General features: G+C 71.2%; 11 protein-coding genes. 5 read left to right on the top strand and 6 right to left on the bottom strand.

Annotated features, from left to right (window positions below; translation table 11 throughout):
* From ACWDLG_RS23835 to ACWDLG_RS23825, 3 genes are read left to right on the top strand one after another with little or no spacing between them, the layout of a single operon-like run.
* The gene (locus ACWDLG_RS23835) at positions 1 to 1341 is read left to right on the top strand and encodes a hypothetical protein (protein ID WP_449923290.1); all 1341 of its coding nucleotides are present in this window, start codon (positions 1 to 3) and stop codon (positions 1339 to 1341) included.
* Positions 1338 to 2435 carry a hypothetical protein gene (locus ACWDLG_RS23830; protein ID WP_449923288.1) on the top strand — a complete coding sequence of 366 codons (1098 nt, stop codon included), beginning with the start codon at positions 1338 to 1340 and terminating at the stop codon, positions 2433 to 2435. Before ACWDLG_RS23835 ends, ACWDLG_RS23830 begins: the two co-directional genes overlap by 4 nt.
* Positions 2435 to 3193 (top strand): WXG100 family type VII secretion target, encoded by a 759-nt coding sequence (locus ACWDLG_RS23825; RefSeq protein WP_449923285.1) that lies wholly within the window; start codon positions 2435 to 2437, stop codon positions 3191 to 3193. Before ACWDLG_RS23830 ends, ACWDLG_RS23825 begins: the two co-directional genes overlap by 1 nt.
* 15 nt (positions 3194 to 3208) lie before the next feature.
* On the opposite strand, the gene eccB is transcribed toward ACWDLG_RS23825, so the two are convergent.
* Positions 3209 to 4642: a type VII secretion protein EccB gene (gene eccB / locus ACWDLG_RS23820; protein ID WP_449923283.1), complete on the bottom strand. Its 1434-nt coding sequence runs from the start codon at positions 4640 to 4642 to the stop codon at positions 3209 to 3211.
* Between the two features lie 113 nt (positions 4643 to 4755).
* Between eccB and ACWDLG_RS23815 the strand changes: the two genes are divergently transcribed.
* The gene (locus ACWDLG_RS23815) at positions 4756 to 5172 is read left to right on the top strand and encodes a hypothetical protein (RefSeq protein WP_449923280.1); all 417 of its coding nucleotides are present in this window, start codon (positions 4756 to 4758) and stop codon (positions 5170 to 5172) included.
* Positions 5173 to 5174: 2 nt separating this feature from the next.
* Positions 5175 to 6452, top strand: a complete 1278-nt coding sequence (locus ACWDLG_RS23810; RefSeq protein ID WP_449923277.1) for a WXG100 family type VII secretion target — start codon at positions 5175 to 5177, stop codon at positions 6450 to 6452.
* Here ACWDLG_RS23810 and ACWDLG_RS23805 read toward each other — a convergent pair.
* Genes ACWDLG_RS23805 through ACWDLG_RS23785 form a run of 5 tightly spaced genes read right to left on the bottom strand, consistent with a single transcriptional unit; the run spans position 6449 to position 23154 of the window.
* Entirely contained in the window at positions 6449 to 7015 is a 567-nt protein-coding gene (locus tag ACWDLG_RS23805) for a hypothetical protein (protein WP_449923274.1), read from the bottom strand. The genes ACWDLG_RS23810 and ACWDLG_RS23805 overlap by 4 nt on opposite strands.
* On the bottom strand, positions 7012 to 7473 hold the full coding sequence (locus ACWDLG_RS23800; RefSeq protein ID WP_449923271.1) for a hypothetical protein: 462 nt from the start codon (positions 7471 to 7473) through the stop codon (positions 7012 to 7014). Before ACWDLG_RS23800 ends, ACWDLG_RS23805 begins: the two co-directional genes overlap by 4 nt.
* Positions 7474 to 7478: 5 nt before the next feature.
* Positions 7479 to 22409 carry a WXG100-like domain-containing protein gene (locus ACWDLG_RS23795; protein WP_449923269.1) on the bottom strand — a complete coding sequence of 4977 codons (14931 nt, stop codon included), beginning with the start codon at positions 22407 to 22409 and terminating at the stop codon, positions 7479 to 7481.
* Positions 22406 to 22750 carry a hypothetical protein gene (locus tag ACWDLG_RS23790; protein ID WP_449923266.1) on the bottom strand — a complete coding sequence of 115 codons (345 nt, stop codon included), beginning with the start codon at positions 22748 to 22750 and terminating at the stop codon, positions 22406 to 22408. The genes ACWDLG_RS23795 and ACWDLG_RS23790 overlap by 4 nt, the downstream gene beginning before the upstream one ends.
* Entirely contained in the window at positions 22747 to 23154 is a 408-nt protein-coding gene (locus ACWDLG_RS23785) for a YbaB/EbfC family nucleoid-associated protein (protein WP_354908707.1), read from the bottom strand. The genes ACWDLG_RS23790 and ACWDLG_RS23785 overlap by 4 nt, the downstream gene beginning before the upstream one ends.
* Positions 23155 to 23177: the final 23 nt, after the last annotated feature.

Below are 23177 nucleotides of genomic sequence, written 5' to 3'. Positions count from 1 at the left end.
ATGGCCGACAGCGGTTCGAAGCGCGAGACGCTCGTCATCTGGAGCGACAGGGTGCCCACTGGTGAGGGCGAGCCCCATCCGAAGGCGGAGATCCTCCGCCTGCTGGGGACGTGCCAGCCGGATCAGGTCAAAGGGGCCGGATCCACCTACATCAGCGCGGCCGAGGCGGTCATCAACGCGGTCGTCGGGATCGAGGACCACGCCGGCAGGATCCTCACCATCTGGAAGGGGCCGGACGCCGACAGGGCCCGCACCGCGCTTGAACTCATGTACGCCACAGGGCAGGAACTGGCGAGGAAGCTCGCGGAGATGGGCCGGAGCCTGGAGGCCTACGCGGGGTACATCCCCGCGGCCATCGCCGAGGTCCAGGGCATCAAGGTGGACAAGACCGACCCGCAGGTCCAGGAGATGGTCCGGGTCCAGAAGTTGTTGCTCAAGGTCGACCTGGAGGGCGACGACGAGACCAACGCCATCGCCGCGGTCGAGGACCTCAGGGCGCAGGAGGCCCTGAAGAGACTCAATGAGAAGATCCGCGACCTGCACCTCACCTCGGTCCCCTACAACATCACCTACGAACTGCCCGCCGTGACGATCCCGGCCGGGCCCGGTGGTGACCTGACGAGCGTCCAATACGGGGGGACGAGCGGGAGCCAGGGGCCCACGTTCGGCGACGGCGATCCCGGCGCCGACCGTGCGAGCGTCAGCGGCTCGGGTGGCACGGGCGAGACCGCCACGCGGGTCGCGGCGGACGGCCACCAGGACGACGTCCGCCCGGGTGGCGACGACGGCGCCGTCCCGGGGACGCAACCCGCTGAGCAACCCGGCCAGGAGCAGCCCGGCGACGGGCAGCGACCAGGCGGTGGGGACGGATCCGGGCAACAGCCGGGCGGCCAGAGCACAAGCGCGGGCACGGAGGACGGCACCGCCCCTCCGGTCATCGGCGCCCAGGACAGGACCGACCTCGACGACGCCACTCCCGAGGCCGACCCCGCCCGGACCGAGACCTCGGCCTACCAGCCCCCGACCACCACGCCGACCACGATCGGCAACCATCCTCCGAGAACGGCGATCCCCGCCACGACCCCGACGCCGACCGGCACGACCCCGGGCGTCCCGTCGGTGATCGGTTCACCGAACAGCGCGTACACACCCGGCGGGCGCCTCGGGGCGATGCGCGGCGGCAGCCCGGCGGGCCTGTCAGGCATGCCGTTCCTGCCCATGATGGGGACCGGAGGCCCGATGGGTGACGAGGGCGGCGACCTGGAGCGCGCCACCCACCTGTCGGAGGACAGATCGGCCTGGACCAGCAGCCACGACGTGACGGACCCGGTGATCGGATGAGCGACCAGCAACCAAGCGGCACAGGCCGGCAGCCAAGCGGCACGGGCCGGCAACCGACCGGCCAGCAGCAGGGCGGTACGGGCCAGCAGCCCTACGGTGGCTACGGTGCCTTCCCGACGAGCATCCAGGTGCCGCAGCGCTCGTCGGGCATCTCCTTCAAGGTAGGAGAACTCGACGCGGCCAGCGGCAAGATCAACGGCCAGGCGGCACTCATCGACGTGCTGCGGGCCAAGTCCAGCCACATGGGTGTCCCGTTTCCCAGCTTCGGGACGATCGGCATCGGGATCACCAGAGCCCACGACAAGGCGATCGCGGCCCAGTCCGCCGCCCTGGAGAGAGGCAAGAAGGCGCTGCAGAGCTGGCAGGCCGCGCTGAAGAAGGCCGACGCCAACTACCACGAGGCCGAGACGTCGGACTACGGCATGTGGCGCAACGAGGAGGAGATCGACTCGGGCGCCGGAGGTGTCCCGACCCCGAAGATGCCCACCGTGCCGGACACGAACCTGCCCGGCGGCGACCTGCCCGGCGGCGACCTGCCGGACACGGATCTCCCCGGTACGGACCTGCCCGGCACGGACCGTCCGGGTGGCGACCTCCCGCGCGGCGACCTGCCGGGCACCGACCGGCCCACGACCGACGTGCCGGGCGCCGATCTGCCCGGGGTCGACCGGCCGGATTCCGACCTGCCCGGCGGCAACGACCCCAACATGAAAGTCCCCGACATCGACTCGGCGCTCAACGAGCCGCAGGACAAGACCGGCCTGTCCTCGTTCGATCCCAGGACGCAGCAGCTCAACGGGGTACCGAACCCGAACCTGACCGATCTGAGCACGCGCCCGGGAACCGCATTCGGCTCGCCGACCGGCAGCGGCGCGGGCTCCGACGGTGGCGCCGGCGCCGGTCTGCGGGGGCAGGGAGGCTTGGGCACGCCCGGCGGCCTGGGCAGCGGCATGCCGATGGCGCCCATGATGCCGATGAGCGGCGCGAGCAGCGACGAGCGCGACAGGGAGCAGGGCTCGCTGTTGTCGGAGGACGAAGGCGTGTGGGGTGACGACGAGGACATCGCCCCCGAGATCATCGGCAAGGAGAAGTAGTGAGCTACGGGGAGGGCAAGGGCCTCTACTACGCAGCGGCCGCCACCGCATCGGGCGCGGCACTCCTGATCAGGCGTCCCTGGGCCTACTACGTGGTTCTGATGATCGGCCTCATGGTCTCCGACCCCGGACGGATGTCCTCGTCGGCCAAGAACTGGCGCACCACCGACCACGGCGGGCTGACCTCCGAACTGACCGCGCTCGAAGGGCAGCTCAAGGAGTTGCAGGCCGCGCTCAGCGGCCCGGGAGTCAAGTGGGAGGGCGCGGCCCGCGAGCAGTTCGACCAGGCGTACAACGACTTCACCCAGTCCCTCGCCACGCTCAAGTCAACGCGGAACGCCACCGGTGAAGCCGTCGACCAGAGCGCGAAGTTGTACTACTACGGGGCGATCACCTTCATGGGCATCGCCAGCTTCATGATGATGTACGCCCTGGCGATGATCGCGATCCAGCGCTACGTGCCTTTCGCCTATGCGCTCGATCTCAAGGTCGGCAAGGTCGCCGTCGAAGCGGGGAAGAAGGTGCTGCTCAAGCACGGCATCGCGGTCGGCCTCCTCACCACCCTGCTCTACCAGGCCGTCCAGCAGTCCGAGGCCAGCGGGAAGGCCTTCCCCACGATGAAGGGCATCCCGAACCAGCTCACCAACCTGAAGTCCGGCACCATGCCGGAGTTCAGCAGTTCCGCACTCGACTACGACGTGGCGGGCGGCACGCTGACCCCCAAACTGGACACGAAGGGCGGCCTCGGCGGCCTCTGAGCCGGGCCGACGGGCTCAGGAGCGGCCGGCGAGCCGCCCGGCCGACGTCTCCGCGACGGGTTCGCGCGCTGCGGCGCGGTCCAGGAGCGGCCCCTCGGGAATGAGCCGGAGCAGATGCGCGGGCACCGGCGCCACCTGGGCGGCGTCGTAGCCCAGCGTGCCCACGAGGTCGGCGGAGGCCAGCCGGAACCGCTTGCCCTCGTCGGTGATGAGGGAGTACTCGTGGATCGCGCCCGCCTGTCCCTCTCCGGAGAGCCGGCCGGCCAGTGCGGCACCGCCGGGAGGCAGCAGCACCTGGTCGACGCGGTCGGGGTTGCCGCTGCTCGGCGGCTTGGGGATGGTCAGCGTCGCGCCGGTCGTCAGCTGCGCCCGGACCGAGCCGCGGACCGTGTCGGCGTACACCGCGCACAAGGGCGCGGAGGCCGTCGGTGTACGGAAGCGGGGCATGGTGACCGGCAGCCCGTCGCCCATGACGCGCCGTGCCGAGATCTTGGCGGCGTTGACCGTGGCGGCGTCGACGGCGAGCGGGCGTACCCGGCCCCTGCCGTAGGCGATCTTGGTGTCCGGGTCCTGGAGCAGGAGCGTCGCCTGCGTGTGGCTGACGGGGGCGAGGCCGTCGGCGAGCAGCACGTACCAGCGCTCCTGGACGCCCGGAACGGCGGCCAGGGTGAAGATCTGCCCCACTCTCGCGGGCGAGCCGCCGGGGCCCGTCACCCGCCTGCCGCGCTCCGGGATCTGGAGCGCGACGAAGTCAGGACCGGCGGGAATGGCGTTCACCCAGGTGATCGGCACTCTGCGCGGCGCCTGGTCGGTGAGCCGGCGCGGGTTCTCGACGAGCATGCGGTAGTTGTTCCACAACACCCAGTTCTGCTGCCCGTCGGTGACGAGCAGCGCGTCGGCGCCCACCGGGGTGCCGCCGACGTCGATGCCGCCCAGCAGCGTGACGTACGGACGGCGCACTCCTGTCGCGTCCGGCTGCTCGACCACGCAGACCGTCCACGGTGATGTGACCATCCTCTCGGGCTTGGGCAGTGAGTCGGGCGCGCCGGAGATGCCGATCTTGCGCCCCCTGGCGAAGCCGGCCAGCGACTCGGCCGACACCGTACGGACCTTGATCTCCTGGCTGTCCAGCAGGAGCCTGGCGGAGACGTAGTTGTCCACCGGCTGGAGCTTGCCTTCGCTCTGGTTGTAGACGAAGGAGGCGCCGGTCTCCTCCTCGATGAGCAGCTGGCCCGCCTCCTTGAGCTTGGTGGCTCCTCCGGGGCTGAGCATGCCCCAGATCCCGAATCCGGCCGTGATCAGCACGAGGAGGAGAATGCCGGCGAACGTCGCCACGTTGTATCGCCGCATGGGCGACTCGGGCAGATCGGGCTCACCCTGAAGTAGTGCCAATCCCAGGCGCTGGGTCATCAGTTTGTGCGCCTGGTAGAGATCCTTTCGGGTCTGCATGACGGACAATATTACGCAGGTCGCGAAAGTTATTTAATGAGAAGGGATATCACACTTTTATAAGGCATGGCGGGCGAGTAGGCTTCTTGATCAACCGCATGCGGGAGGCTTTCATGGCATCAACCGACAATGGTTGGTATTTGGAGCAGAGCTGGCCGGGTCTGGTGGCCGACAGGGACGGCGTCGAATACAGTCCCATGGAGCTCGAAAAGGTCGCCAACGCTCTGTGGGCGAAGCTGCCTGAGGTCTACGGCAGCGATCCGACGGGGCAGCAGGCCGCCACGACCAGCGGTCCGGGCTCCTACCCTGACGTGGAGCAGCACGGACCGGCGCTGGACTTCTTCGCCGATCACCTTGAGGGTGTGAAGAACTGGGAGGGCGGCAGGAGCTTCGCCACGGCGCTGCGGCAGAGCCACGAGGAGTTGGCCAAGGTCTACAAGGAGGTCAACGAGAAGCTCGCGATCGCGTTCGCGCTCATCGACGTCGGCGCCGGCAACTACAAGCGCGCGAACGCGGCGAACGGGGGCTAGAGATGGCTGACAACGTGACGGCGGACCACACGATCCGCTTCAACGGGAGCGTGCCCTTCTCCGTCAACGACGACGGCCGCAGCGTGGCGGGGATCAAGAACCTCATCATGATGCTCGACCCGGCGACCATCCAGCGTACGGCGGCGTCCTACCTGGCGGCCGCCGACAGGCTCACCTCGATGAACGAGGCCCTGGTGTCGGGGGCGACCGCGATGGCCAAGGTCTGGGAGGGGCCCTCGTCAGTGGAGTCGCAGCAGTCGCTGCGCACCCTGCACGCCACCATCCGCGAGCTGGCGGCGAAGTTCAAGGCGGTGGGCCTGCCGCTGGAGGCGCTCGGCAGGCGGCTGCTGGAGCACAAGGAGTTCGTGGAGAACAAGTCCGAGGCGTGGAGCGACAACGACCACACCTGGGACGACAGCATCCCCGGCTGGTATCACACGATGAACTCGTCGGGGTACGAGTGGGGCTCGTCGGACGAGCTGGCCGGCCAGCATCTGCGGCTGCTCAACAACGACCTGCGCAAGGTCTACGAGGAGTGGCCGTTCAACGTCCACAAGGTCGTGCCCGACCTCAAGCCTCCCACGATTCCCGGCCCCCCGGTGGTCACGACCGAGGACCCCGGGGACCATCACGTCGATACGAGCTCCTTCACCCCTCCGGGCGGCGACCTCGAGGGCCCCGGCCTCGACGGCATCGATGAGACCTCGGCCGGCGACACGGCCGTGCCCGGCCTTCCCGGCGACACCCTCAGCGGCGACGGGGGCTACCCGGGCTCCGGCACAGACTGGGACGGCTCCGGCACTGACGGCCGCTACCCGGACGGAAACGGCCTCGACGCCGGCGACCCGGGCGGCAAGGGGCCGAACGGCGCCGACCGGAGCGGCGCGAACACCAACGGCGCCGGCCCGGACGCCGGCGCCGGGACGCCGGACACCGGCGGCCTGCCGAACACCCGCGGGACGAACACCACCCTGGAGGACTTCCAGCGCCCGGCCGGCTGGGCTCCGGACCCCTCCTCCTTCCCGAACGGCCCCACTCCCTACCCCTCCACGGGCAACGGCCCCGGCGTCGGTGTCGGCGGCAACGTGCTGACCGGCCCGGGCGCTCTCCCTCTCAACGCCAGGTCCGCCTCCGCGACCGGCGGCGGCATGCCGTTCATGCCGATGGCCGGGGCGGGGGCCAACGAGTCGGAGGACAAGGAGAACAGCACCTGGCTCCACGAGGACGACGACGTCTGGGGCGACGACACGGACGGCGCCGTCTCCGGCAGGATCGGTTAGCCGGAAGAGGACCGGCGCAGCTCCCGCAGCGTCCGTTCGGCGGTGGCCTGGTCCACCGCCGGGCACCGGAAGCCCTGCGCGACGATGTGCGCGCAGAGGTCCTCATCCGGCCGGATGCCGTGCTCCTCCAGGTAGTAGGTGACCGTGTCCGTCCAGACCCAGGTGCCGTCGGTCCGGAAGCTGAGCGGCACCACCGCGCCGCGCGCCGGGTCGAGCCGATCGAGGTCGAGACTCGTCGTCGAGAGGATGGCGGCGCCGGCCTTCAGGTAGTCGGCCAGCCGCGGGTCCTGTTCCCGTGGGTGATCGGGCAGGAAGTACGGCACGCCGTCCCTGACCCCGTCGAAGACCCTGGCCACCGAGATCGTCGGCACGATCTCCACGTAGCCGTTGCTCCAGCCGCGCAACCCGTCGAAGGCCTCGGCCGGGGTCCACCCCCGAGCGTTGGCCATCGTCTCGATCATCGACCGGACATCGGCCGAACTGTACTCCAGCCGGTCCCCGTCCCGCGTCAGCGTGCCGATGACCGTGTCGGAGCTGATGACGACCACCTTGAGCGTGCTCATGCGGCGCTCACCTGGACGAAGCCCGCTCGGCCGAGGCTCGACAGCAGGGAGAGGTCGTCCGCGGGGTCGATCCAGACGATCTCGCCTGTGGGTCCCGGCTCCGGGCAGCGCGTGGTGACCAGCACCAGCGGCACGGCCGCGCTCCAGTGCCCGACGTGCGGCACCCGCGCGCGGTCGGCCAGGAGCGACGCACGCTCCGCGTCGGTGCAGTCGTCGAAAGGCCCCTCGGCCGCCAGTCCGGCCTGCAGCCGCGCCGCGGCGGCGAGCGCGTAGCGTTCCCGGTCCGCCAGGGTGCCCGAATAGCCCGGGATCAGTTCCGCGATCAGTTCGGCGGGCTCGTCGCCGTAGAAGCGCCACCAGCCGTCGATCACCTCATAGGTGTACGGCGTGCCGTCGGCCCGCACCGGGGGCGGCGGGGGCGCCTCGGCCGCCGACGTGTTCCTGACGCGTACGCTCATATCGCTCACCATCGTCCGTCGTCCGAAGCCGGCTGCCACTGGGTGATCGCGAACAGGGCGGTCAGCTGTTCCTTGTCGACCTGGCGGGTGAACAGGGTGTTCACCATGTCGATGAAGGAGGCCGCCTCCTGTCGCGGGCTCCAGTCGTATTCAAGGTGGGTGCCCAGCACCTCCCGCGCGGGCAGGCGCTCCTCGCCGTTGCGGGCGTAGTCCACGATGGTGGTGACGAGCTTGATCCGTGCCTGGATGATCGAGGGGTCCAGATGCCCGTCGTTGTGACGGAACTCGACGTGATCGTTCTCCGCGCCGACGACGTTGGACAGGTTGAGGGCCCAGGCGCGGGCGCCGGGCACCCGGAACCCCGCGGGCGTACGCTCGGTGACGTTGAGGACGTCGTTGGGCATGCACGCCCGGTAGGGCCGGTGCATGCCGAAAGGCTCCCTGGGGTCCTGCCCCAGCCGGAAGAGGATGTCCTCGTAGCCGTGGTAGAGCGTGAACAGCCGACGCAGCGCCCTCACGTCCGTGCCGAGGTTGGGAGCGCCGACATGGATGTGCCCGCCGGCGGCCGTGGTGATCTCGCCGCCGTAGGACCGGATGATCTCGGTGATCCGGGGCAGGTCCGCCCAGGTCCCCTCGGTGTCCCGGAGGATGCCGGAGACGAACTCACCGGCGAGGCGCTGCCGGTTCGCCTCCCACTCCATGTGCGGCAGGCCGTTCATCGAGGCGGGGGCTTTGTGGTGCCCGAACACCTCCGGGCTCGCGATGAGCCCCTCCTGGTACAGCTCACGGGCCATCAGGCGCACGTCGCTCTCCCAGAAGCCCGCGGTGCCGTCCGTGTGGGCGAACTCCAGCTCCAGCCCGAAGGCCACGTCCACGTGCATCGCGTCGCGTGTCATGTAGGGCACGACGGACGCGACGTCCTCGCCGGCCGCCAGCCGCTGGGTAACGTCCTCGACGACCTCGTTGTGGGCGTCGAAGTCCCAGCCGAAGTGGCGCTGGACCCGCGTGGGTGCGGGCGCCGCCGGGGCTATCAGCGAGATCTCGCCCTTGGCGTGCATCCCGATGTGGTACAGCCGGTCCAGCGCCAGGTCGTAGGCGTCCAGGAAGTTGTACTTCTCATAGTAAGGACGCAGCGACATCATGACGTCCGTGAGGACGTCCACGTCCTGCAGGGTCAGCGGGTTGTCTATCCACACGTCACTTACGTAGGCTCTGGACGAGACGAAGTTGCCGAAGAGGTATTCGCCCTCGAACACGTAAGGGATGCTCACGCTGAGGGCAAGCCCATGGTCGATGCCCGCGAGGCCGTCGGCCGTGAGCAAGAGGTTCTTCCGGTGCCGGTCGTTGTTGTTGATCACCAGGTCGAGCAGTTCGATCAGGATCGCGCCACGTCTGTTGTTCACGTTCGCCTCCTCACCGGGGTGCTCGCCGTGGATGTACTCCATGAAGATCACTGTCGGGTCCGTCGGGTGCTCGACGACGATGGGGACGTTGGCGCCAAAGCGCTGGCCTACCAGCGCACTGAGGATCTCGGCCCTGGCTTTGGGGGCAGGTATCTCCTTCCGTACGACTTTGGTGCCGTCCTCCAGGGTGAGGTGTGCCACAATGCCCTCATTGCCCTGCTGTCCGAACAACTCCCATTCGTTCGGATCGGCGGCCAGCGCGGCATCGACGAGGCCCTGTGGCAGGCCGCGCCGGGGAGCGGCCTGCGTTCCCGGGACGGGGAGGGGCCTCGGGGGGGTCACCGCCGTGGCCGGGTGGGCCTGCAGCCACTGGCCGTTGTCGTCGCGCGGGAAGATCGGCCGCCCGTCCGAGTCGTAGCTCTGCACGGCCGCGGTGTGCGGGCGCCGGTCGGCACCGATGTAGACGATCTCGTTGCCGGCGAGGATCGACCGGCCGGTGATGTCGGCCAGTTCCTGGAGCACCGCCTGGTTGCGGGCCGTCTCGCAGCCCAGGATGCGGATCCAGGCGTCGGGCTGCGCGATCACGCGCGGGTCGTGAGCGAGCATGGTGGCCAGGTCGGCCGCGCTGAGCCGTTCGTCGCCGATGAGGAAACCGGTGCCGTCGCCGGCGATCGCGACGTCGATGACGCCGGGGGAACGCCGCAGCAGGCGTGGATCGGCCGTGGACATGACGGCGGAGTTCTCGTCGCGGTACCAGATGCCCGCGGAGACTTCGCGGCGATGCTGGAAGATCAGGTCTCGGTGGCGGCTGCTCAGCGGCGGTGCGGAGACGGGGCTGGACGCTTGGCCGGGCCTGACGTCCGCGAGGAGCGGGGGCTGGACGTGTCGCCCGGGTGGCGTGGGCGTTGTGTGACCGGTCTGCGGGGCGCTCGTCAGCGCCGCGAGCGCGGGACCGAGCCAGGTCCTGAGCTGCTCCGCGACTGTGTGCGAGCTGTCGGCGGGCAGGAAGATCCGGAACTGTCTGCCGTCCCCGACGCGTAGGTTGCCCAGCGTCGTGATCTCCACGCCACCGTCCGCGGCCAGCACGACCCGGCCTGTGTACCAGGCGAGCTCCTGCGCGAACGTCGTCGTCCCGTCATGGGGGCCGACGAGCACGATCGGGGCGTCCTGCGGCAGGCCGGGGGAGCACAGCAGCGTCGCCGCGACCACCTCGGACCGGAGGCGCCGCCTGCCGACCATCATGCCGCGTTCCGAGTAGCGGCCCTCCACCACGAAGGCGTCCTTGACGGGGGGCATGTGCCAGGCGGCGTCGTCGTCCACGCCGCTGGGGAAGCGTACTCCCGCCAGGGTCTTACGGAGCGCGTTGTGGACATGCGTCGCCAGATCCAGTGCCAGCTCGCCGGTGAGCTCGATTCTCGGCGCGACCACCGGGCCGGTTCGCGACCGGGCGGGCTGCTGGGTGAGGAAGTAGTGCACCTCACCGTCGTCGGTGGTCAGTCTCGCCGTCACCTCGAACCGGGCGCCGGCCCTGAACAGAGCCTGGTGCGGCTTGCCCGATAGGTCTCCGACCGGCACGTAGTCGGACGCCAGGATGGTCACCCGCGTGCCATGGGGACTCTCGCCCACCTGGTCGGCGTTGTCGACGCCGTCGAGAAGGGTATCCACGGTGAACTCCTCGCCGGGCCGGATGTCCTTGGGGACGAGGCCGGCGGGGACCCGGGCGAACACGTACCCCTCCGTGCTCGGCCGTGCCGCCAGCTCGGCGTCGGCCCGGGAGAGCACGTCGGTCTGGTTGCGCGCGTTCACCTGCGCCAGGCGATCCCCCTGGAGGAGCTCGCCCAGGATGGGCCCCGGTCCCGGCCGCCAGGCGGGCGCCCGGTACTCGACGGTCGTCGGGTCCTCGGAGAAGGCCAGCGGGATCAGCCTGGCGTCGTCGGACCCGGCGAACTCGTTCAGCATGCTCAGCAACCGCTCGTACCGGTCGCCGAGATGGAGCATGCCGAAGGAGTCGCTCAGCGCCTCGAACGCGGCGGTGAGGCGGGCGACGTCCTGGGCGGACAGGACCGGAGCGCCGGCCCGGAACTCCCAGTCGCCGGCCTCGCCGAACCGGACGAGGAGCGGGTTGGCGTCGAGCAGCCGTCGAAGCGTCGCGTGGTCTAACGGCCGGCCGCGGCTCAGGAACGTGTACAGCGCCCGGGTGGCCAGGCGGGCCTCGGACTCGGCGGTGGGTTCCGGTGGGCTGACGATCTCTTCGTACAGAATGTAGGGGGTGGCCCGATGGGTGCCGGGCAGGTCGCCCCGTGCCTCGCGCGCCTCCTCCAGCCTGGCCTCGTGCTCGTCCGCCGCCGCGGGGGTCGGGAACTCGTGGCGCAGGGCCCGCCGGCCGTCGCCGAAGACCACCTCTGTCGTGCGCCCGTCCGACCCGGGCACGTCGATCACCTCGGAGACGCCGGTGGCGAGGCTCGCCCGCAACGCGTCGTTGCCGAACGTACGCCACACGTACCCGTCCTCGTCGAGCTCGACGGCCGGGCCGGCGAGGCCGAACACCTGCCTGAGCAGTGCCCGGACGAGGATCTCCTTGCCCTCGAAGATGGGGACGCTGAGCGCCTGGGACCCGTCGGCGAACGTGACCACGCCGCCCAGGGGCGACTCCCGCTCCGACACGACCCCTCGCTGGATGTTGCTGTGCAGGCGGCGAGCCGCGTTGATGACCTGGCCCTCGGCGGCCGGATCCAGGTCCGCTCCCGTGGCGGACGAGCCCTCGTCCATGGCCCTGAGCGGGCCGATTCCGAAGAGGGGCAGGTGGTGCCCCGGCGCGGCGGCCACCACGCTCTCCAGGCCGACCGCGTTCCTGGCGAGCGGGCCACCGGCGAGGGCCCAGTGCCTTTCCAGGATCCGCTCGAACTCGGACGGCAGGCCCATCTGCTCGAACTCCGGGCGGGCGGCCTCCAGCATGGCCGCCAGCGCCCGCACGTCCGACGGGGACAGCGGGTTGCTTCCCCAGTCGCGCACGCCGGAGGCGTCCTCGCGCAGGAACAACTCCAGCAGCGGCGTGCCGCTCGGCATCACGTGCAGAGCCGGTCTGCCGACGACCGGCGTGATGTCGGCCAGGGCGACGAGGTATCCGGCGAGCACCGCTTCACGCGTGCCGAGGATGCCGGCTGTGGTGCCGGTGGGCGTCCAGTCGATGAGGATGTGCCGGTCACCGGCCGCCCTGGGCGGCCCGATCAGCCCCAGGCGGTGGGCCAGCCGGGTCACCAGCAGTTGCCGGTTCCTCCCCTGGACGGTGCTCTCCTCCAGGAGCAGCGCGGAAGAGCCGTCGTCCAGCGTCACCTTGGAGACGTTCGCACCGAGGGGCTCCGGTTCGCCCCGGACGCCCAGGGCCGTCAGCTCCTCGTCGTCCGTGAAGTTGATCAGGTCGTCGATGGACTGCGACGGGCGGGTGCGCGCGGCCAGGTCGCCCTGCACCGCGGCGATCTCGCCCGCCAGGTCCTCCGCGGCCGCGGTGTCGCCGGCCACCAGGGCCGCCCGCTGCTTGCGCTCCAGGAAACGAAGCTCGTTGCGGCGGGCGGTGACGCATTCGTCGCGGGTGGACTCCCCGGGCGCGTGCGTGTGCGCGTGCCCGTGCTCGGCCGCGTTCCGGTGCTGGAGCACATCGCTGATCTCGTGCAGGACGAGTCTGGCGACCTGATCGCGGGCGACACGCGGAGCCAGGGTCACCACATGCGGATCCCCCTCCGTGCCCGCGACGTTCACCGCCGTCGTCTTGCCGAGGTAGCCACCCTCGACCGGTCCCACCTGGACCCGGAAGTGCAGCCGCCCGAAGGTGTCGGACTCCAGCGTGAGGGTGTCGCCTTCGTTCCAGGTGATCCGCCAGCTGTCGTCGGCGCCCTCGAAGTCCTCCGGCAGCACCTCGTCGTTGAACGACCCTCTGGCCTCGTCGACGGTGAGGTCGTCCTCCGTGGCGGGCCGGCCGTCCGCGACGAAACGGGAGCCGGGGATCGGCGAGCCGTGGGTGAAGCCGTGCGCGCCGTCCGTCCCCTGCTCGGTGTCGTCGGGTGCGGCCTTGATCGGCCAGGCCGGCGCCGGTGCCGCGGGCTGGGGCAGGGCACGCCTGGTCAGTTCGCGCCGCAGCTGCTCGGCGAGGCTCGTGTCACCGTCCGCGCTGGTCCGCTCGTGCAGCGCGTGCAGGTCGATCCCGTACTGCTCGGCCGCCGCGATCAGAGCGGACGGCATGCCGGAGAAGCGCCGCCCGAATCCTCCGTCGATCTCTTCCGCCGCCAGCCGGCCGTCGGGGGTGGCGAGGTAGGTCCTGGGCGGGCCGCCCGGGAGGTGAACGGTGACCCTGACCTCCGCGTTCAGCTCTCGGGCGGCCAGTTGCGCCTGCCTGAGCTGCCCGTACGGGGGAGCGGCCAGGTCGGCGTCGAGATGGACGGGGCCCGGCCGCCTGGCGAGCTCGGCGGCCAGCCTGTGATGGTCGTCGACGCCCAGGTCGGCGAGGGACACGGGCGGGCCGGGTACGTGCCGCGCCGGTCGATCCGCGGGAGGGACGGCCGCCCGCGGGTTCTCCGCCTGCGCCGCGAGCGCCCGCAACACGTGGTCGTGGACGACCGTGTCGACGTCGCCCGTCGCGATGCGCTGCTCCACGATGGTCCGCGACGGCCGCTGGTCGGTGGCCGGATTCGACCAGACCTCGAAGCGCACGTCGTAGTCGACCCGGAACCGGACCGAGCTGCTGCGGGCCTTCTCGAAGACGCTGGTCTCGTCCCGGTTGCCGCCGCTGACCGACGAGCCGTCACCGGCCTGGTCCCGGTAGCCGGCGCTCATGCCGATGTCGGGATCGCCGGGAACCCAGGTGTTCTGGTCGTTGCTGCCGACGGTGATCCCGAGCGGGAGCGGCCGGGCTCGGTTCGAGCTCGCCGAGGTGCTCCACTGCCTGCGGTCGACCTGGCCGATTTCCTGGCTCACGTGACCTCGGGCCATCACCACGGGGTCGGACAACACCGCTCCGACGCGGACGCGCACCATCCGGCCACCCGGCATCGGCAGTTCGAGCACCATGAACCCGTCCTTGGCCGTCATGCGCTCGAAAAGGGCGTTCCTGCCGTTGCCGGACAGGAGCCGGGCGAGCGCCTTGGAGCCCTCGCGGGTGAGCTCCAGGCCCAGCGCGGCCTTCAGGCGCTGCTCGACGGCCTGGGCGAGTCCTGGCGCCCGCGTGCTCTCGACGGCGAAGTTCTCCGGCACGGGGAAGGGCCGGGGATCGGCCACGGCGGGTGCCGGCGCGGTGGCCGCGCCCGCGTGCGTGACCATGCCGGGCGGGATGATCCGGTCGATGGTGCCGGACAACTGTCTGCGGGCGGCCCGGCGCGGGGCTTCGCCCTTGCCCACCCGCCGCACCTCGACGACGAGCCTGATGCCCTGGCGCACCTCCGCCCTCGTGCCATCGGACGCCGCCACCCGCTGGATCCGGGTCTGCTGCATGTTGCTCGCGCCCGTGTTGCCGTGCCCGAGGTCGGTGCCCGCGGCGCCCGCCTCGGTGCTCTCCGACCCCTTGAAGCCGGCGCTGCCGGTCAACGCCGCCGACTCGGAGGCGTTGTCCTCCAGCATGGTGTAGAGCTGGAGGATCTGCCCGTAGTCGGAGACCTCACCCCGATACCGCGCGTCCTCACCGAGCTCGGCCCGTACGGTGATCTCGAGCGCCTCCGCGTCCCTGCCGACCCTGACGGTGTAGTCGGCGGGGGGCGAGTCCGGGTCGAGCATGCTGTCGATCTTCCCGAGCCAGGTGTTGCCGGAGAAGTCGTTCGTCAGCGCGCGCCACAGGGCGGTGTCCTGGTCGAGCGCGCCCGGAGCCACCTCCTCGACCGCCGCCACGATCTCTTCCAGCAGCTCCACCTCGGTGCCGGGCCTGTTCGCCGGATGGAGGCTTACCCCCTTGACGGTGCTCATGCCGATGGCGTCCTGGTAGGTCGGCGCGAGCGCGGCGGCCACCTCGCCGTTCTCCAGCCGCAGGGCGGCGGCTCGCAGGTTGTCCAGAACGTGGGGATGGAACTCCGTCCGGCGCAGCATGCGCTCGATGGTCTCGGAGTCCGTTTCGCCGGGCCGTCCAGGAGGCACCCCGGGCGGCATCAGGTCGACCAGCCTGTCGGTGGGGAACAGGTCGAGGAGCGCGGCGAGCGCCCTGCCCATGCTGTGCTCCGAGGTGAGCGGGACACCGGGCACGGCGGTGAGGCCCGGCGACTCGGCCCTGGCCTGCGCCAGGTCCTGCAGGTACCGGTCCATGAACCTGACCGCGACCCGGCGGCTGAGCTTCAGGTTGCGGTTCATCAGCCGTTCGGCCGCGTCGGCGACCTGGTGCAGGGGCAGCCGCACCTCGCCGCTCGCGTACAGGTCGAGCGCGTCACGTTCGGCGAGCAGGTAGACGACGGTGCCCTTGTCCGGTTGTGTCGTCCTCGCGTCGGCGCCGGAGCCCACGGTCAGCTCGGGGGTGACGTCCATCACGAAGGCGTACTGCTTGCCCGTGTCGATGCCCAGCCGCTCGGGACCGGCGATGATCTTCTGCTCGAGTGCGGTCGTCCGTCCCCATGAGACCCCCGCGCCCTCGTCGGTGCCCCCCTTCGTGGTGACCGGCACGTTCAGGCCGCCCCCTGCGCTGCGCGGCCTGGACTGCCGGCCGGAGCTGCTGTGGGAGCCGAGCGTGAGATTGATGTCGCCGACCAGCACGTCCGTGGCGGACAGGAATCGGGACTCGCCCCGCCTCAGGTGGAGGGAGACCGGCTGGTGCCGGGCCGCCCCGGCCGCCGTCCGGGTGTCCACCCCGGTCCGGTGACCGGTGGAGAACACCTCGCGGTGGCTGATCAGCCCGCGTACGTTGAAGAACGCCGCGAGGTGCTGGAACTCGGGGGAGTCGCGGCCGAGCGACTTGGCGAGCTCGTTCGCGGCGGCCGTCGCGATGTCGCCGACGTAGAGGTGGGCGACCGTGGCCAGCCGGAACGCCCGCTCCGAGGTGGGATGACGTGGGCTCTCCGGCCTGGGGTGCCCGTCCGCGGACGGCGCGAGAGGGAGCAGATCGGCGGGAAGCAGGACCCGCGCGTCGCCGGTCTGTCCCTCCGCCACGGTCTGCATGAGGTTCGGGCCGGTCAGCCGATCGACGCGGACGGTGTGCGGGACGCGGAAGACCGCGGTCTGCCCGAGGCCCTCCATGAGCTTCACCTGGTTGACGGTGCTGCCCGTGGTGTGCTCCCCGAAGCTGCCCCGGCCGGCGTCGAGGCCGCCGCTGTACCCTCCGACTCCGCCGGGCGCGTTCTTCAGCCCGGCTTCGCCGCGGATCCCGAGCCCGGCCGACGTGCCCTGGTTCCGGGCCGAGGTGTAGGTGTCCGAGCCGATGTCCAGCGTCACCACGCGCTCGGCGGTCGACACCCCCTCGTAGACGGCGTTGTCGAAGTCCTGCTCCAGCTTGATGCGCAGGGTGTAGTGCTCGGCCGTGAGGCCGGTCCTGTGGTGCACCAGGTTGATGAGCAGGCCCTCCTGGGCGGCCTGGTCATAATCGGTCTCCAGGCGTTCCGCGGAGAACTGCTCGGCGACGAGCTGCTCGTTGGCCATCTGGCTCGCCCTGAGCCACGGGTCCATGGAGTAGTCGGGGACGCCGTTCTTGAGCTTGGGCAACACGCCCTTGTCACGCAGATAGTCCTCGACCTGGGCCCGGACCTGGTTCATGCCGGTGACCTGCTGAACCAGTGCCGGGCCCGCGCCGCGGGTCTGTCCCGGATCGCTGCCGAGCCAGGTGGGCAGCACGCCGGTTCTCCCGGGCGGGGCGACCTTGACGGGGTCGCCGCGGAGCACGATGGATCCGTCCGCGTTCCGCCCGATCTCCGCCTTGGTGTCGACCGGCAGTCCGTAGCGGTAGGCATCCGGTTCGGTCATGCGGAACAGTCCGGTGCTCGGGTCGGAGACGAGAGTGATCGGTGGCTGCCCGTCCACCTGGATCGTCACCGTGTGCACCATGTTCAGCAGATAGCTCTGGGTTTGGCCATCCCATGCCTGCACGCCCGGATGGAGGGACGCCGCGGTCTCGCTGGTGCTCGTGGAACCCGCCCGGTCCAGGTTGCCGCCGAAGGTGCCCTTCACGACGAGCTCGGGGGTCGCTTGCTGCTCGTGCGACTTCGTGGTGGCGCCCACGTCCGCTCCGAGGCCCTTGTCGTGGCTGTTGGAACGGCTCTGGCCCGCGATGGAGGATCCGGTCCGATGCCGCTCCTGGCGTTGCCTCACGGTGCCGCCGACGAGGGTGCCCCCGGGAAGCACGGCGGTGCGTACGGTCACCGTGGCCCTGGCCCGGCCGTGCACGGTGATGGTCCGGCGGAGCCCCGACGGATTGTTGACGGCCTCGCCGAGGTAACTGGGCAGATCCTCGGTGAACGTCGTGAGGACCTGGCTCCGGGCGACAGGACTGAGCCTGAGCCCGGCCTCCTCGATCAGCCGGACCGCGTCGTCGGCCAGCGTGATCAGGCCGGTCATGCCGGTGACGACGTGTTCGGGCAAGGGAGCCTGCTGCCGTTCCTCCTTCGGGAGCTGGAGGACGTGCTCCGGAGGGTCGGTGAGGTAGGCGTGCGCGATCCACACGTTCTGCCGCGCGGACTCTCTGTCGGCGGGCAGCTCACGCGTCACCGAGTGGCCGGACGCCGTGCGCAGCTCCACCTCCCAGCTCGCCCTGGCGCTGAACATGGCGGCCATGCCGCGGTTGTCCTCGACGTTGCCGCCCACCCAGTTGTTCTGGGCCGAGGTGGTGACGGAGCGACCGTCGTCCCAGCCGAGCCTGAGCCTCAGTACGCCGTGCTCCGCGATCTGACGGGCGGTCTCGAACGGCAGGAACCGCAGCATCCCCCTGACGGTATCCATCAGGTCCCGGTCGAAGTCGAGCCCGCGGGGCATCCGACCGGTCACGGACGATCTGCCGCCGCCCTGCCTCAGCCGGCCGTACATGGTCTCGGAGTGCGTGCCGCCGGGCCTGGCCACCTCCATGAGGTCGTCCAGCGTCAGTTTGATCCGCAGCTCCGTGCCGGTGGCCACGTTCAGGCGCAGGAGCAGGCCGTCCTCCGAGACCACGCCGCGGAAGGCCTGGCGGATCGCGTACCTCAGCTCCTCCTGGGTGAGCTGTGTGGCCACCCCCTCCTGCCTGAGCATGTCGTTGACCAGCTCGGTCAGCACGGGCAGGTTGGCGATCGGCCCCGCCGCGTAGCTCGCCAGCAGAGCGTGCGCCGACGGCAGCACCGCCCGGCTCGCCGATTCGTAGGCGTCCCTCCGGCTCCTCAGCTCGTGCATGGCGGACTCGACCTGCAGCGTTTTGGGCTTGTCCGGCCTGTTCACCCTGTTCAGGGCGGCGAGCGTGGCATAAGCGGCTTCGAGCGCGTGGTCGGCGGCCGCGGCGGCGGCCTCGTACCGCTCGGCCATGCGGGTGTGGTGCTGGGCGATCGACAACGCGGTCATGGCGTCCAGCTCAGCCCGGCGAGTGCGTTCGGGCGCGCTGTCGTCCAGGTTCCGGCCGTGAAGGGCCGCCTGGTGCAACGCCTCGAAAACCTTCTCCCGCGCGATCCAGGCGTTGTGCCGGTGCTCGAGGCCGAGCTCGAGGTTGTGCTGGCGGGCGACCTCCAGCGCCCTCTCCTCCTCGTGGATCTCCCTCCTGAGCTGCGCCAGCGGGCTGGACGGCGGCTGTGACAGCCGGGGGAGAGCGGGCGGTGTCGCGGGCGGCAGCGCGGCGACGGCCTCCTGATACGTCCTCAGGGCCGCGGTGGCCGCGTCCGCGTGGGCCGCCAGCGTGACGTGGTCGACGGGAACTCCCGTGATCACGTCGTCCAGCAGGCCGTCGAGCTCCCGGAGAGCGTTGCGCGCGGCGATCGCCAGCCGCTCGGCCCCCTCGTGCAGCTCGCCGATCCGGCCGAGATCCGCCGCGGTGGCCTGCCACGTCCGCGCGCCGTCCAGGTCGCTCCTGGCCAGGGCGTCCGCCGCGAGGGCGTACGCCCCGCCCGCCGACTCGTTGTAGGCACGTACCGTCGCGCGCTGAGCGGCGACGACCCCGCCGAGCGCCTCGACGGTGGCGCGCAGCGTCAGGGCGGTGGCCTGGCGGGCGGTCAGATGTCCGCGGAGGTCGGCGTACAGCGCGAGGATGTCCTGGGCGCCGCGGGCGCCGGCCGACTTCTCCTGCGCCGCGACCCGGCGGTAGTGCTGCTCGTAGGTGGCGCCCAGGCGGCGCAACTGCGCGGCGAGCACCTCCGGCGGGCCGATCGCGATGCGGCGCGCCCGAACCGTCTCGTCGAGGAGCAACCCGTAGACCTCGGCGGCGTGCACCGCCGAGGCCGCCGCGGCCTGCCGCTCGGCCGCCGTGCCCGGCGACCGCGACGCCGGGCCGGTGAGCTCGGCGGCGGCGGCGCGCAGCGCGGCGATCTGCCGGCGGAGCAGGTCCGGCTCCGGCGCCGCGTCGGTGAGCGCGGGAACCACGCTGACCTGGCCGGCCTGCTCCTCGTACCGCTGGTGGAGCCGGTTGGCCGCATACAGCGCCCTGGCGAACTCGGTGACGCTCGTGTTAGGGGTGCTCGCGGTGTGCACGAGCGCCTGGGCGCTCTCGTAGGCGGCTCTCGCCTGGGAGACCGCCTCCAGCAACGGGTCGGTGCTCATGCCGCCGGCCATCGTCATCGCCTGGAGGCGGAGGTTCATCTCGACGACCAGGAGCCGGTCGATCTGCTGCGCCAGCGCCTGGTCGAGATCCCGTACGAGCGGGTCGACGGCGTGGTCGTGCTCGCGTAACCGGCCGACCAGGTCGGCCACCGACGGCGGGGCGGCCGGGGCCGGCTCGGAAGGCGCCGTCCTCAGGCCGTGCGCCTCCAGGATCCGGCGTACGGCGTTCCGCTCCGCCACGAGGTCGGCCCGCTGGTCCTCGCTCACCGCGCCGATCCGGCGGGTTAGGAACGCCTCCTCGCGCTGCCGCGCCGTCAGGCACTCGTCGCGGCCCTCCGGCCGGGTGACCAGGCGGCGGAGCAGGTTCTGGCGAGGGTGGTTCCTGGCGTGCAGGGTGTCGACGATCTCGTGCAGTACCAGCCTGGCCACCTGGTCGGGCGCCACGCCCGGAGCCAGCCGCACCTCGTTGACATTGCCCGGGTTCACCACGGTACGGCCGAGCCGTCCGCGTGAGACGCGGCCCACCTCGAAGGTGAACGTCTGGTCGGGGAGGCCGCTGAGCTCGACCACCAGCGTGTCGGGCGCGGTCCAGCGCAGGCCGGTGACCGTTTCGCCGAGGTCGGCGGCGAGCACCTCGGCCTCGAACGCCGCCCTGGCCTCCGCCACCGTGAGCCGGGGCACGCCGCTCTCGCGGCCATCGGCGACGAATCTGGTGTTCCTGATGGGACGGCCGCTCACGAGCGCGTGGGCGTCCCTGGTCCGGCGCGCGGTCCTGATCAGCCGGGTGACCAGGCCCGGTGCGGGGTCCGCGGCCTGCTGGGCCGGCGCGGGGGCGGGCCGCGTGTCGGCCTGCGGTGTCGTGCCGGAGACGGTCACCGTCTCCGTCGTGGTGACGGTGCCGGGCGTGCCGACGTCTTGCGGGCTGCCGCTGGGGTCGGGCGTTCGAGGGGCGCCCTCCGGGGCGCCGGTCGGGTCCGGAGCGGCGGCCGTCTCCGGAGCACTCGCCACCTCCGGCGCGCCGGCCGCGTCGGGGGCGCTCGCCGGCTCCGGGGCGCCCACCGGATCCGGAGTGCCGGTCGGATCAGGGGTGTTCGCCGGCTCCGGGGTCCTGGTCGGATCAGGGGTGTTCGCCGGATCCGCGGTGTTCGCCGGATCCGCGGTGCCGGTCGGATCCGGGGTGACGGTGGAGTCCCGCGGGCCGTCGGGCGCGGCCGACGGTTCGGCCGGGGCCTGCTCCGTCGTGGGCGCGGGCCGCTGGTCGGGGGCGGGGGCGGCGTCCTGCGCGGCAGGCCGGGACGCCGGTCGCGAGTCCTGGTCCCGTGGCTGGTCCTGGTTGTCCTCGGGCTGGTCCTGGGACTGGTCCTGGACGTTCGGGTTCTGCGCGGCGGCGGTGTCCTGTCGCGTCTTCGCGTCGTTGCCGTGCTGCGACCTGTTCGTCTGGTGCGCGTCCTGGCCGGCGACGTCGGGCGCCGGTACGGACCGCGTCCCCTTCTGCGCGGGCTGCGGCCCGGCCGGTTCGGCGACCGGAGCGCCGCGGTCACGTCTGGGCGCGCCGGACAGGTCGCCGCCTGGCTGCTGCGCTGTCACCACCGGCACGGCTGTGCCGTCGGACGAGCCGGGACGGGGCCCGGCCGGCGAGGTGAAGTCCCCCGCGGTGGGGCCTGCCGTACCGGGCGGGTTCTGCTGGGCCGCCATCGCTTCGTTGATCACGCCGCTCAGCGTGGAGATCGGGGAGACGATGGCGCTCACGACGTTATGGCTGGTCGGGCCGAAGGTGTTCGTACGGCCCGCGCCGCCGAGGAAGCCGCCGTAGAAGCCTTCCGCGCCGGGCAGCGCGAACTGGTCGTACACGGCGTAGTTGGCGACGACGCTGCCGGCCGGTGAGGCGACCATGTTGTTCAGGCCGGTGTTCAGCGCACGTCCGGGGAAACGCAGGAACGCGTTGCCGACGCCGCGGTTGTCGCCCGCCATCCTGTTCAGCCGCGAGATGCCGGGCAGGTCGTTGGCGAAGCGCGACATCGGACCGCCGAGCTTGGTGCCCGCGATCGCGCCGGCGCCCGCGCCGATCGCCGCCGCCTTGATCTTCTTCCAGTCCCACGAGTCGCGGGTGCCCATCTTGATCTGCTGGTACTGGGAGAGGACGTCGATGGAGAGCTCTTCGGTGATCTCCTCGAACAGTTCGGCGGCCAGCGCCGCGTTGAAGAACCTGCTGCCCGCACCGGCTCCGGCGAGCTTGGTGACCTGGCCGCTCGCGGCGACCGTGCCCGACCTCGACGCCACCAGCGCCAGGCGCTCCATGATCAGGGCGATCCTGCTCGCCCCCGCCGTCCCGACGCTGCGCAGCAGCATGCTCGCGAGCGGGAAGAAACCCGCGGCGATCAGGGCGATGAACGCGGCGATCACCGCGATCCAGAACGCGATGTTGATCGAGAGCTTGGTGTACTGGGTCTCGCGGGCGAAGTTGTCGACCATCTTCGCGTAGGAGAAGGACTCCTGCGCCTTGGCGACCACGCCGGCCTTGTCGTCGTAGAGCTTGGCCAGCCGCTTGAAGATGGCCGGCTTGGCGGGCGACTGGAGGCTGCCGTTCAGGGTCTGCACCGTGGTGGAGGTCGGGTCGAGCGTGCTGATGAGCAGGTTCATCAGCTTGACGTACTCGACGCGCAGCTCCCAGAGCTTGCTCTCGCTTCCCTCGGGCCAGCTCTGGCCCGCCGTGAGCAGCGGGATCAGGTGGTGGACCACCCAGCCGGGCAACGCCTCGGTCCGCCAGACGGGCTCCACGTCCTTGGTGGCGATCCCGCCGTCGAACGCGCCGGTGCCGCCTGCCGGCTTCCGGGCGTCGTTGTTGACATCGCCCTTGCCCGCCATCATGCCTGGCGGTAGGTCGTCGACAGGCCCAGGTCGATCGCCTGCTCAGTGGTAAGCGTGTTGGAGACCGTCGCGCGCAGCAGGGGCCCGGAACCGGAGATCTCCTTGATGAGATCGTCGGTGTCCCGCAGGAATCGCTCGGGGCCGCCACCGGCCAGGTATCGCGAACTGAAGGACTGGCCGTCCGGCCCGTCGCCCTGAGGGCGGGCGGCGTTCAGCGCCCGGATCCGCGCCGCGATGGCCGGCCAGGCGGCGCTCAGGTTGTTCGCCATGGCGTCCCACTGGTTCAGGCTGTTGCTGATCGGTTCGCGGATGTGCACGTCCGCCCGGTCGTCGGCGGTCATCGACGGCGTCTCTCCCCGGGCATCGGGCCGGAGAGCTGATCGAGCACCGCCTCCAGATCGCCCTCCAGATGAGCACGTAACTGCTCGGGCGGCACCACCGGCTGGAAGACCTCGAGCAGCTCGTCCATGGCCTTGGCGGCGGCCCGCCGCACGGTGTCGGTGATCGCGTCCGCCAGCCCTCTGGCGTCGGGGCGGCGGAACACCCGGGGATCGAGGTCCAGCCTGATCAGCTCGCCACGGACGCTCACCGTGGCCGAGACGAGCCCGTCTGCGGACTTCTCGGTGACCCGGATCGCCTGCGCCCGGGCGTTGAGATCGGTCGCCTCGCGCTGCATGCGCATGAAGGTTGCGCGTAATTCGTCGGCGTAGGCCTGGAGCCCGACTACGTCGGCGTCCTCGATCAAGGCCCCACCCCCTAACTGGGGCG

Source organism: Nonomuraea sp. NPDC003727 (assembly GCF_053586935.1).
The sequence above is the reverse complement of the archived record's forward strand: the minus strand, read 5'-3'. Positions and strand labels throughout refer to the sequence as shown.